The following is a 12,744-nucleotide window of genomic DNA, read 5'->3' as shown; positions in this document are numbered from 1 at the left end:
CTTCAATTTCGCCTCAAAGCAATCTACGTTGAGATCTTCAATGCAAACAACCATCAGGCCTAATTCCATGACATTCCTGCCCGAATTCGAAACTGCCGTCGACCCTGTCCGCCTCGATAAACTCGCCGAAGTCGCGGTCAAGGTCGGCCTGCAGTTGCAGCGGGATCAGGATCTGGTGATCACCGCGCCGCTCGCCGCCCTGCCGCTGGTGCGCCTCATCACGCAGCATGCCTACAAAGCCGGCGCCGGCCTCGTCTCAACCTTTTATGCCGACGAAGTGGCAACTCTTGCGCGCTATGAAAATGCGCCGGATGGCAGCTTCGACCGGGCATCCGACTGGCTCTACGAGGGCATGGCGAAGGCCTATCAGAAGGGTGCTGCCCGCCTTGCGGTCGCCGGAGACAATCCGATGCTGCTCTCGGCTCAGGATCCGGCCAAGGTCGCCCGCGCCAACAAGGCCAATTCGATCGCCTACAAGCCGGCGCTGGAGCATATCTCCAATTTCGATATCAACTGGAACATCTGCTCCTATCCGAACCCCTCCTGGGCAAAGCTGGTTTTCCCCGACCTGCCGATCGCGGAAGCCGTCGCCAGGCTCGCAGACGCAATCTTCGCCGCTTCGCGCGTCGATGAAGCCGATCCCATTGCTGCCTGGGCCACCCACAACGCCAACCTTCGCAAGCGTTCCGGCTGGCTGAACGGCGAACGCTTCGCCGCGCTGCATTTCACCGGTCCCGGCACGGACCTGACCGTCGGCCTTGCGGACGGCCATGAATGGCATGGCGGCGCATCGACCGCCAAGAATGGCGTGACCTGCAATCCGAACATCCCGACCGAAGAGGTGTTCACCACGCCGCATGCGCTGAAGGTCGAGGGAACAGTGTCCAGCACCAAGCCGCTTTCCCATCAGGGCACGCTGATCGACAATATCCAGGTCCGCTTCGAGGGCGGCAGGATCGTCGAGGCGAAGGCTTCCAGGGGTGCGGAAGTGCTGAACAAGGTGCTGGACACCGACGAGGGGGCACGTCGTCTCGGCGAGGTGGCGCTGGTGCCGCACTCGTCGCCGATATCGGCCTCGGGCATTCTGTTCTACAACACCCTGTTCGATGAGAACGCCTCCTGCCACATCGCGCTCGGCCAGTGCTATTCGAAGTGCTTCCTCGACGGCGCCTCGCTCAGCCCCGAACAGATCAAGGCACAGGGCGGCAATTCCAGCCTGATCCACATCGACTGGATGATCGGTTCCGACAAGGTTGATATCGACGGTATCAGCGCCGATGGCGCGCGCGTGCCTGTCATGCGCAAGGGCGAGTGGGCCTGAGTATCAGGGGATAAGGGCCGGCCTCGATCTCTGTCGAGGCCGGAGATCAGCCATCAGGCCTGTCTCGCCTTACGATTGGCATAGCGACGGTCGCGTTCGGCCTTGCGCGCCGCCTCGTCTTCCAGCACCCGGGAAATGCGGTTCTTTTCAGCTGCTTCGCGCGCATCTATCTCGGCGCGTGCGGCTGCCGCAATCGCGGCTTCACGCTCCTCCGCCTCGGCGCGGATACGCTCCCGTTCCTCGGTCTTTACACGTTCACGCTCGGCGCGTCGTCCCTCGCGGGCTGCCGCGATGGCCACGCGCTCAGCCTGACGGGCAAGCTGGGTCGGCTCCGCTGCCGCCTTGGCAGCACGATACGCCTGAAGAAGAGCTGCTTTCGCGTCGGCAGCGCTGCCGCGACGCTCGGAAACTTCGTTATTTCTGATATTTCTCAAATCTCTATTCCAGTTGGGGTGTCGAGCCGACCGAAGGTCAGGCCTTTCTGACACGTTTCGAAACGGGGCCGGTCTTCGACTTCATGCTATCCTGCAATTCCTTGGCAAGGCGGGCTTCCCGCAACCGCAGGGTCTTTTCCTCGCGAGCAAGCACGATCGTGTCGAGTTCTTCGAAAGCGCGTTCACGTGCGAAGAATTGCGATTGCTCCCTGCCAAAGGCAATTTCTGCCTGCTGGCGGGATTTGCTGTGCGTCTCTGTCATGCTCATCCTCACTCTCCGCGGCTCGGCTCAGCGAGCGGCAATAAAAAAGGCCAGGCTATTGGCCTGACCTTCGTTGGGATCATGCTTTCGACAGTGCCAGTACATCCGTGGTCAAAGGAAAGCAGATACCGATTTAAGCAGCCTGGAGATTGCAGGCCGACATCTTGCCGGACTTGTTGTCGCGCTCCATGTCGTAGCCGATCTTCTGGCCCTCGACGATTTCGCGCATGCCAGCGCGTTCAACGGCGGAGATATGGACGAATGCGTCCGGGCCGCCATTGTCAGGCTGAATGAAGCCGAAGCCCTTGGTGGAATTAAACCATTTAACTGTGCCAGTGGTCATGATGAACCCTTTCATAGCATATTGAGTGACCACAACGCGGATGCGCTGCGGATTAAGATAGCGATTTTTGAAAGGAAGGTTCGTTCAGGGCGCAGATGTCAAATGCGCGGTAACCAAAGCTCAGCAAGCAAACATCGATAAACTGTAAATAGAGACAGGCGCACCAATTGTCAACCTTTGGTTTTTCGATTGCGCCTTTTGATCCCATCGGGCGCTCCGGCCGCCCGGTCGCGCGCCGTCATGCCGGCTTGGCTGCAACCGCTGGCAATCCCACCGGATGGGCCATCCGGACACCGACTTGCACCAGCAGGAAACGGAGCGACACGGACACTTCGTCCCCGTCGCTACCACCGCGGAAGGGAGATCGACTATCGAGCAAAACTCACTCAGTAATAGTAGACGATCTTGCCGCCGTTCATGGCAGTCTGCACCCAGACCACATTGCGCGGGCTGATATTGCGTCGCTCCAGGGCTGACAGAAGGTTGGGGTCGTTCATGATCATCGCCTGAGCCTGTCGAATACGGGCCGGCGTCGCATACAGCACAGCCTGAGGCAGGCTATCGCCAGCGTGGCTGGGCCGATGCACGATCTGGACTGCAGTCACGCCGTCATTGTAGCTCCTGCCGAACAGAATGGAGGACAGGCCGTCATCGGCAAAAGCGGGAAGTGCGCCGGAGGTCAGCAGCGCAAGACCGGCAAAAAGGGCGGCAGAAGTTTTCTTCATGACATGTTTCTCCTTGGCGCATGAATCGGGGTCCAGGACATCCCGCGCCACACTATTAAACCTTATCGGCATCCAAAATAGTGAACGAAACGACGAAATTAAACACCAGCCGTCACACGCCGCTGCAAATAGTCGTGCGCGATGAAATCCGGCCACCGTGCTGCCCATGGGCCTGCAAGGTCAAAGGCGGGAGAGCGCCTGCTTGACCTTGCCGATGAACCGTCCGCATCTTTCCTCCGTGACGCGGTCCATGTCATGCAGCGAGAACATGCGGAAATCGAGACCGCGGGAACAGAAGGCGGCCACGCCGCGCTTCAGGATGCGCCGGACCGGATTGCCCATGTAGAAATGCACGACCCACCAGGGGGAGCCCGTGGTAGTGACGACCCAGAATGTGCGGATATTGCCGAGCTTCGGCACTAGCCGGCCCCCTTCAGGATCGTGATCGAAGGCCACGCCCGGTACGAAGACACGGTCGATGAAGCCCTTGAGGATTGCCGGCAGGTTGAACCACCATTGCGGAAAAACGAGAATGAGCCCATCGGCCGCGCGAAGCCGCTCGACCAGTGACTCAACACCGGAGAAATCGTAGGGCGGCTGCATGTAGCTCGCCCGCTCGGCTGCGGTGAGCCGCGGGTCGAAATCCTCGGCATAGAGGTCGAGCAGGTCGACGCTGTGCCCCTTCGCTTCCAGCGTTTCCCTGATCCCCCGTGCCATCGCGGCGGCAAAGCTCTCCGCCAGGGGATGAGCGAGCACAACAAGAAAGCGCCGTCCGCTCATCAGAAGAGGCTCCCCTGCCCGCTCGGCGGTTCGGTTTTCCTTGCCGCGCGGCTCGCTGACGCCGGCTTCGCCTGCGCCGGGCCAGGTGATGGAGGAGCGGGCGGCGTTCCGTCTCTCTCGCCCGTTATCGCAGCGACACGTCCGTCAGCAAACTCGATCGAGATTGCATCCCCTGCCGACAGTGCGGCGGCGCGCGAAACAGGTCGGTCTTCGCCATCGCGGATGACTGCGTAACCACGCATCAGCACGTTCTTGTAGGAGAGCGACTGCAGCATGCGTTCATGCCCCGTCAGCGCCGCGCGCTGCGCCCTCAGTTCATTGCCGATGGCGCTGTCGGCTCTCAGCATGAGGCTCGACAGCCGGTCACGCCCGCGATCCGTATGCCCTTTAAGACGCGCTGGAACTGCCGTCAGGGCAGCATCGGCGCGGCCGATCCGGGTTCTCAGGCGGTCGATCATCCGCTCGATGATGCGTTCGGCGAGCGCCGACCGCTCGGCAACGGTCTGTCGCCGTTCCTGGATGCGGCGCACCAGCATATCGGGCCGAAGCGCGCTTGCCACGCGCTCGAAGCTTCGACGCTTGGCCATGGTGTTGAGCTCAAGGCTTCGGCCAAGGGCGGTCGCCGCCTCGTCGAAACGACGTCGCGGCAAAGCCAGCAACTGGTCGAGGGAGGGAAGCGCGCGGGCGAGCGCACGCAGGTTCTGCCGCCGCTGGTCCATCTGCCTTGCAAATGCGCCGGAATGACGGGCCGCGAGATTGGCCACCTGCGCAACCAGTTCCGCCTTGACCGGCACCGCCATTTCGGCGGCGCCGGTCGGTGTCGGCGCGCGCACGTCGGCGGCATAGTCGATCAGCGTCCAGTCGGTTTCGTGACCTACGGCGGAAATCAACGGAATTTGGCTTGCGGCCGCGGCCCTGACCACGATCTCGTCGTTAAAGCTCCAGAGGTCTTCGAGGCTGCCGCCGCCCCGCGCAACGATCAGCACATCCGGCCGCGGGATATCATCCCCGGGGCGCAGGGCATTGAAGCCGTTGATGGCGTTGGCCACCTCCTCGCCCGAACCCTCGCCCTGCACCTTGACCGGCCAGACGACGACATGCACCGGAAAGCGGTCGGAGATGCGGTGGAGGATATCCCGGATGACCGCCCCGGTCGGAGACGTCACGACGCCGATCACTTTGGGCATGAAGGGCAGCGGCTTCTTGCGCGCCGCGTCGAACAGACCCTCGGCGCCAAGCTTGCGCTTGCGTTCCTCGATCAGCGCCATCAGCGCGCCGGCGCCGGCCGGCTCCATCTGCTCGATAACGATCTGGTACTTGGACGAACCGGGGAAGGTGGTGATGCGCCCGGTGGCGATGACTTCCATGCCCTCTTCCGGCCGATATTTCAGCTTGGAAAAGGATCCTTTCCAGATCACCGCGTCTATGCGTGACTTGTCGTCCTTCAGGCTGAAATAGGCATGGCCCGACGAATGGGGACCGCGATAGCCGGAGATTTCGCCACGCACCCGCACATGGTCGAAGGCGGTTTCGATCGTGCGCTTGATCGAGCCCGACAGTTCCGAGACCGTGAACTCGGCGAGATTGCTGCGCGAATCGTCGTTGAAGAAACTGTTCATGCTTCTTCCCTAGCGCAAATTTCGGGGAAGTTCAGCAACGGGGTTTTCCAATCCCCGGCTTGCCGCTTCCGCAAAACCTCTCCTGTTTTCATGGTCTTGACTGCAAGACACGCGGTACGGACCGGATATTTTCGCTCGAAAACTGCGCCCGACCATCCCCGCCCGGCCATTTCAGGGGACAATGGGGCATCCACCAGCCCCAAAAGGAAACCCCGACATGACCGATCGCTTCTCCAACGTCCATCCCTCGCTCTCCGGTCCGGCCTCGACCGGCTTCGCTATCCTTCCCGACGACGACGTGGACCTCGTCGAGACCACCCGCGGCCTCTATCTCGGTTCGGGCGGAGATATAGCCGTCGTCATGGCATCCGGCGCGAGCATCGTACTCACGAGCGTTCCCGGCGGTTCGATCCTGCCGTTGCGGGTGAGCAGGGTGCTCGACACAGGCACGACGGCGGACGGCATCGTCGGCCTGGTCTGACCGATCGCCGCTCCCTTAAATCCGGGGCAGGCGGCCTTCCCGCCTGCCCCAACCCGGCCGGTTCCCTCCCCCGCGGAACCGTTCCTTTGCTTTTGTCAGGCAAGAAAGTGCAAGACCCTTGGCAAAATGCCGAAAAATCTGGCGCTTCCGGGTGAATTTCCGCTATGCCTCTTTGATGTGGATCAGGATGATTCCCGGCCGTTCGTGCCAGGATTTGTCATGATCAAGGGGTAGGGACAACTGTGATATTCTTCTCAACCATGGCGATTGGTATCGCCGCGGGAATGACGCGTTCGGCCTTTGCAATAGCGTTGGTTGCGCTTCTTATCCCGCTCGTCTTCGTGCTGGCGCTCGTCTTGCCGCCCGAGCCGGCATCGCTGCTGCCGCTCGCCATCGCGGTCATAGGTTTCAACATCGGGCTCGTCGATCTGTTGCTCGTGCTGTTTGCCTGTCGCAGACGGCCCGTGCTTTAGGGCCCCTTGCGTCCATACTCGTCTACATGCCAGGGACTAGCCGGTAGAGAACGAAGCCGGATACCGGGTCTTTCGGCAGGACCTGAAGATAGGCCGGAACCTCGCCCTTGGCCAAGGCGGCATATAGCCCGTCGGGCTCCAACGTCGAAACCATCTTCACCTGCGGATCCATCTTGCAATAGGCAATGACGGTTGCTCCCGAACTGCGTAGCAGAGGCAGCGCGGCCTCGGGCGTCGCCATACCGATGTGCAGTTCCGCCAGCATGCCGCCCTGATCGCGATGATAGGGCGCCGTCAGCACGCGATGCGGCGTATAGCGCAGGATCTTCACGCCCGCTTCCGATCCCGCAACGACGGTCGTCGGCTCCAGTTCGCCGAGTTGCATCAAGGCACGGGCGCTGGTGCAATCCTCACCCGGAACGGCGCTCTTCGAAATCTGCCCACGCAGGCGATTGATTACCCCGTCGGAACCTTCCGTGAAGAAGGTGCCGCCCAGCATCCATACGCTCGGCACGGCAAACAGCGTGGCGGCGGCAAAGGCGAGGCCTGCCCCCATATGCTCGGGATTGCGATTGGCATTGCGCCGCAATTCCGCAATCAGCACGGAGAGCGGCAGGATCGAAAGAAGATTGGCAAAGGCCGCGCCCCTAACCTGAACGAGCGCAATGGCCCAGCTCGCAAGGATGAGCGGCAGGAGAACGGCATGCGCTTCGACGCGGTCCCTGAGCACGATACGGGAAGCGCAGACGATGACCGCAAAGAAGCCGACGATATAATATCCGCCGAAGCTTCCCGGCTCGCGGTGCAGTTGCGCAAGGGCCGACTGCGCCTCGGTCACCTCGTTGAGCCACATCGTCACCATCAGCGGATCGAGATCGTTCAGCGGGTTCTGCAGGCATTGCGGCGCAAGCAGCAATGCCGCCGCCAGCACCACCACGCCATCGAATGCGAGAATGGCGAAACGCTTTCCGCGCGATCCTTCCGTGAAAAGGAACGTGGACAGGAAAAGCGCCACGCCGCCGACGGTCGCAATGCCGAAATATCCGAGCGAAAGGCTGTCACAGGTGACATTGGCGTAAAGACGGGGCGGCACCGTCAGGAAGAAGAAGGCGGACACGCAGAGCGCCAGGGTCAATCCGAAAGCACGAGCGGCTGCGGCATAGGCCGCTCCATGCCAGGCCCAGACCACCGCGACGACGAGGCAGACGACCGCGATCAGAGGGGTTGTTTCGGCCCCGATCGCAATGGCGAGCGCGCAGCAAAATCCGGCAAGTGCATAGCTTGCAGCCCGATGCAGCGGGTCGACCAGCATCGCCGCGATGGTCGCGACGAGAACGAGCTGGACATTGTGATGATCGAGCGCGCCGGGGAGGAAGCGGTTGGAGGTGACGACATAGACGCAGGCGAGACCCAGAGCGATGTGCATGGCCGGCGTGCCACCGAGACGCCTCGCGCCAAGGCCGATCGCCGCCAGCAGCGGCAGGATCAGGAAGACCGGCCAGACGAATAGGGCCGCAGCTTCAGCCTGTTCGGGCGCGAGAAACTGTCCGAATAGCAGGATGAGCGCGGCGATGGGCAGATCGATGAAGCGCGACCAGTGCATCGGCGTGCCGCCCGCCAGACCGAGCCGATACTGGGTCATGTCGAACCAGCCTTGCCCGCCGATGAGGTCGCGCACCTCGATCAGGCGCATCCAATCGTCATTGTCCGCGCCGACATAATCACTGGCGCCAGGCAGATGGATCAGAATGAGGGTAGCGACCACAACCATATAGTAGATCGGCAGAACCAGCCGGAGGCGTGTCCAGAACGGCTCTGTCGTTCCGACGGAAATGGCATGATCGGCCATGGGCATTCATTCCCCGCGAACCGGCCTCGCTCAGGAGAAATGGCCGGCAAGATCACAGATAGTGTCGATGCGGGAAACCTAGCTTTAACGTTCTCAAGAAATAGTAAAGCGCCGCCGTTCGCGTGACGGCAGAACCCTTTTCAAGCGAGAATTCCACATGCGCGGAACATGGCCTGACAATATCGAGGTGGCCGTTCTCCTGCCCTGCTACAACGAGGCAGCGACCATCGGCAATGTCGTGCGCAGCTTCCGCGAAGCGCTGCCGGATGCCCGCGTCTATGTCTACGATAACAATTCGACCGACAGCACCGCGCTGACCGCCATGCTGGCAGGCGCGACCGTGGTGCGAGAGCGCCGCCAGGGCAAGGGCCATGTCGTGCGCCGCATGTTCTGCGACATCGACGCCGACATTTATATCATGGCCGACGGCGACGGCACCTACGCGCCCGAGGACGCCGAGGAACTCATCCGCACCCTGATCACCGAACGCGCCGACATGGTTGTCGGCACGCGGCGCGGGGTGCATGCCGATGCCGGCCGTCAGGGCCACGCCTTCGGCAACCGCATGTTCAACTGGCTCTACCGCTTCCTGTTCGGCAATGATTTCACCGACATCCTGTCCGGCTACCGGGCCTTTTCGCGCCGTTTCGTGAAGAGCTTCCCCGCCGTTTCCGGCGGCTTCGAGATCGAGACGGAAATGTCGGTGCATGCGACCCGGCTGAAACTGCCGGTCTGCGAGCTAGAACTCGATTACGGCCGGCGTCCGGAAGGTTCGCACTCCAAGCTTTCGACCTTCCGCGATGGCGCGAAAATCCTCTGGATGTTCGCCATGCTGATGAAGGAAATCCGTCCCTTCGCCTTTTTCGGCAATATCAGCGCCGCTCTTCTGGCGCTGAGCGTCGGGTTCATGGTGCCAGTTCTCTTCGAATTCTTCGCCACGGGTTATGTCAGCCGCGTCCCGAGCTGGATTCTCGCCACAGTCCTGTTGATGATGTCGTTCCTGTCGCTGACGGCTGCGCTGATCCTGGATTCGCTCGCCCGCTCGCGCGCGGAACACCTGAGGATCCACTACATGAACCTGCCGGCCCTGCGCCCCGCGCTTTCCGAAAAGGCTGCCACGGACAAGCAGGGAATCAACGCCGCCCACAGCAGCAAGGCGGATGCCGCATGAAGAAGCTTCTGCGCTTCGGCATCGTCGGCACGGCGGGTTTCCTGATCGACGCGGCGGTGCTGATGCTGCTGCTCAAGACGACGCCACTCGGCCCTTTTCTCGCGCGCCTCGTCGCGATCGCCGTCGCCCTCGTCTGCACATGGTTTCTCAACCGCAGCTTCACCTTCGGGGCTTCACGCCATTCGATTGCCGTCGAAGGTTTCCGCTACGGTTCTGTGGGCATCACGTCTGCCGTGGTGAACTACCTGCTCTATTCGGCGCTGCTGATCTCGGCGCCGATGCTCACGCCGTTTGCGGCACTCGTGCTCGCCTCGATCGCCGCCATGGCCTTCAGCTTCTTTGGCTATTCCCGCTTCGTCTTCCGGCGCTGAGGGCGGTTTACACTGCTTCCCACCCGTCCCTTTCGCCGGCGCGGTAGATCGCGTCGATGAAGAGCTGGTTGGCGCGGGAGTTCTCGAGGCTCACGACATCGCTGTAATCACCGGTTTCCACGGCATGCGCAAAGGCCTCGGCCTCGCGGCGATACTGGCGGCTGTCCTGGAAACGGAAAATCTGCGACTCGGTGTGCGCCCGGTTGGTCAGTTCCACCTCTTCCGCGCCCCAGCGGTCGGCGTTGAAGGGCGAACGGACCTCGATGAAGCCTTCCGTGCCGTGAAACACCATGGTCTGGCGATTGGCCATCTGGGTGGAGACATAGAAGCTCAGCTCGAAACCGCCGAAATCGGCCTTGATGCTGGCATAGATGTCGGTGCCGAATTCCGGATCGCGCTCGACCACGGCCTGCACGCGCTGCGGCTCCGTACCCGTCGCAAACCGGGTCGAGATCGCCGGGTAGACGCCGATATCCGGCAGGCCGCCACCGCCGAGTTCGGGCTTGTTGCGCATGTTGGCAGGGTCGCGGTTGAAATAGGTGAAGGCGCCCTGCACATGCCGCAACTGCCCGATTGCACCTTCTGCCAGCAGCGAGCGCACCTTGCGCCACACGGGAGCGTAAGTCACCATGAACGCTTCGGTGACGAGAACGCCATTGCGGTCGCGGGCGGCAATGACGTCGTCGATCTCCGCGGCCTTGAGCGCCAGCGGCTTTTCACAGAGCACATGCTTGCCGGCATCGGCCGCCTTGATCGCCCATTCGACATGCTGCGCCGTCGGCACGGGAATGTAGACGGCGTCGATCAAATCGGACGCCAGCATTTCCTCATAGGAACCAAAGGCATGCGGCACGGAAAAGCGGTCTGCCATGGCACGGGCCTTGGCCAGATCGCGGCTCGCCACGGCGGTAACGACGCAGGTTTCCGCATCCTGTATCGCCGGAACCACCAGATCGCGCCCGATCTTAGCCGTCGACAGAATTCCAAAGCGCAGCATAGCTCTTCCTCCGCATTTAAATCGTTTCAGGTGGGCAACCTATTGGCGGAGGAGAGCCTTGGCAAGGTCATCTTCGGATAGGAGAGATCATCTCCTCAACCGGTCAATCGCCGCCGTCGCCGCCATCCGCGCCATTGTCGTCGGCTGGCGATCTATCCTTGTCGGCAGCGGATGCCGCTTCCCGATTGCTGCGCTCGAACATGAAAAGCAATTCGTAAGCGGCATAGGCGGATGCGCCGAAAAACAGGATGGCCCAGCCGGAGGCACCGTTCGAAAGCTCGACCAAACCCCAGGCGGCGGGGGCGACCACCGTCAGGATACGGCGCCAGAGCGGCTTGAAAAACGGATGCTTTGGGTCGAGAAATTTCACGCCGTCTCCTACTCCAGCCCGGCCTCCCTGCCATGGCTTCCTGCTGTTCGCCTCCGATCCTAGTAGCAGTGCGGAGCCTTCGTCCGCAAGGCGCGCCATCGCGACTGCCTCTCACAAGCTCGCGACGAAGCGGCTTGCCGCCGCCCTGAGGTCCTCGCCGCTGAAACCGGAGAAGCCGATGACGAGCCCCTGCCGGGGCTTTCCCGAAACGCTCATGGAGGACAAGGCCCGCACGCCCAGTCCCGCCGCCCTCGCCTTTTCCACCAGCGCCGTATCCTCGACACCTGCCGGCAACCGGGCGATGAGATGAAGTCCCTGATCGGGCGTCTCGACCTCGATACCCGCTCGTGGATTGGACAACAGCCCCGCGACCAGTTCGTTCCTCGCGGCCTCGGTGCGGCGACGGGCGCGGCGCAGATGGGCGGCGAAATGCCCTTCGCGCAGGAGATCGGTAAGGGCCGCCTCCGCCAGCGTCGGCGGATATCGGTCCGTGCGGCTCTTCAGCGCCACGGCCTTTTCCCGCAGGGGTGGCGGCACGACCATGTAGCCCATGCGGAGACCGGGAAAGAGCGCCTTGGAAAAGGTGCCGACATAGATGACGTGGCCCGTGTCATCCATGCCCTGCAGCGAGGTGAGCGGCGGTCCGGCATAGCGAAACTCGCTGTCGTAATCATCCTCGACGATCCAGGCGTCGTTGCGCCGCGCCCAGTCGATCAGCGCCAGCCTGCGCGGCATGGTCATGGTGACGCCCAGAGGAAACTGGTGCGATGGCGTGACATAGACGGCACGCGCCGAGGGCATCAGGCTTTCTCCCGCCACCGGATCCAGACCCTCGCCATCCACGGGAATACCCGAAAGCCGCATTCCGGCTTCAGCAAAAGCGGTCCGCGCCATGGGATAGCAGGGATCCTCGATCCACACGCCATCTCCCGGCTGCAAGGCGCTGCGGATGAAGAGATCGAGCGCCTGCTGGGTGCCATGGGTGATAACGACGGAGGCGCCATCACAGCGCACGCCGCGTGCCGTCCGCAGATAGCTGGCGACGGCTTCGCGCAGATCCGCCGAACCGCGCGGATCGCCATAATGGAAATGTTCGAAGCCCGGCCGCGCCAGATGCCAGGATAACAGTGCCCGGAACGTCTTCAGCGTACGGGCATCGGCAGTGGCGATCCCCAGCGTGCCCGGCAGGGGCGGCGCGATGTCGCCCGCCGCCTCCACGACCATATCGGGTGCGCGAAGGACTGGGACCTGCCCCGCCACGAAGGTTCCGGCACCCGTCCGCGCCTCGGCAAAGCCATCGGCAATCAGCATTTCGAAGGCGGCGACCACCGACCCACGAGAGACCTTCAGGCGGGCCGCAAGATCCCGCGTCGGGGGAAGCTTGGTTCCCGGCGTGATGCTGCCCGTCTCGATCAGTCGGCGGACGGTTCGGTAGAGCGCGGCCGTATGCGGCCCGTCATCCGGCAGGACCGGGATCAGGGCCGACCAGTCGGCCGGATTGGTCTTCATTTTTGACATGGAATTGGAGCTATTTCGAACCAATGTTCC

Annotated in this window: 15 protein-coding genes; 5 read left to right on the top strand and 10 right to left on the bottom strand. The window is 62.4% G+C overall.

The features are described 5' to 3' along the window. Positions 1–67 precede the first annotated feature (67 nt). Positions 68–1,321, top strand: a complete 1,254-nt coding sequence (locus tag NBH21_RS14285; protein WP_250914035.1) for an aminopeptidase — start codon at positions 68–70, stop codon at positions 1,319–1,321. Positions 1,322–1,374: 53 nt separating this feature from the next. Here NBH21_RS14285 and NBH21_RS14280 read toward each other — a convergent pair whose 3' ends face one another. From NBH21_RS14280 to xseA, 6 genes are all read right to left on the bottom strand, one after another. After that, a complete protein-coding gene (locus NBH21_RS14280; protein WP_250914036.1) occupies positions 1,375–1,755 on the bottom strand; it encodes a DUF6481 family protein in 381 nt (126 codons plus the stop codon). 37 nt (positions 1,756–1,792) lie between these two features. Next, positions 1,793–2,017, bottom strand: a complete 225-nt coding sequence (locus NBH21_RS14275) for a hypothetical protein (RefSeq protein ID WP_250914254.1) — start codon at positions 2,015–2,017, stop codon at positions 1,793–1,795. A gap of 133 nt (positions 2,018–2,150) precedes the next feature. Then, positions 2,151–2,360, bottom strand: a complete 210-nt coding sequence (locus tag NBH21_RS14270) for a cold-shock protein (RefSeq protein WP_007605510.1) — start codon at positions 2,358–2,360, stop codon at positions 2,151–2,153. A 386-nt stretch (positions 2,361–2,746) separates the two neighbouring features. Beyond that, the gene (locus NBH21_RS14265) at positions 2,747–3,085 is read right to left on the bottom strand and encodes a hypothetical protein (RefSeq protein ID WP_250914037.1); all 339 of its coding nucleotides are present in this window, start codon (positions 3,083–3,085) and stop codon (positions 2,747–2,749) included. Positions 3,086–3,265: 180 nt separating this feature from the next. Further along, complete coding sequence (locus NBH21_RS14260) at positions 3,266–3,865, bottom strand: NAD(P)H-dependent oxidoreductase (protein WP_250914038.1); 600 nt, start codon at positions 3,863–3,865, stop codon at positions 3,266–3,268. Continuing rightward, complete coding sequence (xseA, locus tag NBH21_RS14255; RefSeq protein ID WP_250914039.1) at positions 3,865–5,484, bottom strand: exodeoxyribonuclease VII large subunit; 1,620 nt, start codon at positions 5,482–5,484, stop codon at positions 3,865–3,867. The genes NBH21_RS14260 and xseA overlap by 1 nt, the downstream gene beginning before the upstream one ends. A 217-nt stretch (positions 5,485–5,701) precedes the next feature. Between xseA and NBH21_RS14250 the strand changes: the two genes are divergently transcribed. Beyond that, complete coding sequence (locus tag NBH21_RS14250; RefSeq protein ID WP_250914040.1) at positions 5,702–5,965, top strand: spike base protein, RCAP_Rcc01079 family; 264 nt, start codon at positions 5,702–5,704, stop codon at positions 5,963–5,965. A gap of 242 nt (positions 5,966–6,207) precedes the next feature. After that, complete coding sequence (locus NBH21_RS14245) at positions 6,208–6,438, top strand: hypothetical protein (protein WP_250914041.1); 231 nt, start codon at positions 6,208–6,210, stop codon at positions 6,436–6,438. 22 nt (positions 6,439–6,460) lie between these two features. On the opposite strand, the gene NBH21_RS14240 is transcribed toward NBH21_RS14245, so the two are convergent. Next, complete coding sequence (locus tag NBH21_RS14240; RefSeq protein WP_250914042.1) at positions 6,461–8,287, bottom strand: hypothetical protein; 1,827 nt, start codon at positions 8,285–8,287, stop codon at positions 6,461–6,463. A 157-nt stretch (positions 8,288–8,444) separates the two neighbouring features. On the opposite strand from NBH21_RS14240, the gene NBH21_RS14235 reads away from it, so the two are divergent. Together NBH21_RS14235 and NBH21_RS14230 are read left to right on the top strand one after the other, a co-directional pair. Then, positions 8,445–9,458: a glycosyltransferase gene (locus NBH21_RS14235; protein WP_250914043.1), complete on the top strand. Its 1,014-nt coding sequence runs from the start codon at positions 8,445–8,447 to the stop codon at positions 9,456–9,458. After that, positions 9,455–9,829, top strand: coding sequence for a GtrA family protein (locus NBH21_RS14230; RefSeq protein WP_250914044.1), 375 nt, complete (start codon positions 9,455–9,457; stop codon positions 9,827–9,829). Before NBH21_RS14235 ends, NBH21_RS14230 begins: the two co-directional genes overlap by 4 nt. A 7-nt stretch (positions 9,830–9,836) precedes the next feature. Here the strand turns inward: NBH21_RS14230 and NBH21_RS14225 are convergent, their stop codons facing one another. The 3 genes from NBH21_RS14225 to pdxR all read right to left on the bottom strand — a co-directional run bounded on the left by NBH21_RS14225 (position 9,837) and on the right by pdxR (position 12,714). Further along, positions 9,837–10,826, bottom strand: coding sequence for a Gfo/Idh/MocA family protein (locus NBH21_RS14225; RefSeq protein ID WP_250914045.1), 990 nt, complete (start codon positions 10,824–10,826; stop codon positions 9,837–9,839). A 103-nt stretch (positions 10,827–10,929) separates the two neighbouring features. Beyond that, a complete protein-coding gene (locus NBH21_RS14220) occupies positions 10,930–11,196 on the bottom strand; it encodes a hypothetical protein (protein ID WP_250914046.1) in 267 nt (88 codons plus the stop codon). 111 nt (positions 11,197–11,307) lie between these two features. Further along, positions 11,308–12,714, bottom strand: a complete 1,407-nt coding sequence (pdxR, locus tag NBH21_RS14215; protein WP_250914047.1) for a MocR-like pyridoxine biosynthesis transcription factor PdxR — start codon at positions 12,712–12,714, stop codon at positions 11,308–11,310. Positions 12,715–12,744: the final 30 nt, after the last annotated feature.

Source organism: Ciceribacter sichuanensis (genome assembly GCF_024055605.1).
In the GTDB taxonomy this organism is placed as follows: Bacteria; Pseudomonadota; Alphaproteobacteria; order Rhizobiales; family Rhizobiaceae; genus Allorhizobium; species Allorhizobium sichuanense.
This window is presented reverse-complemented; position numbering and strand designations above follow the sequence as displayed.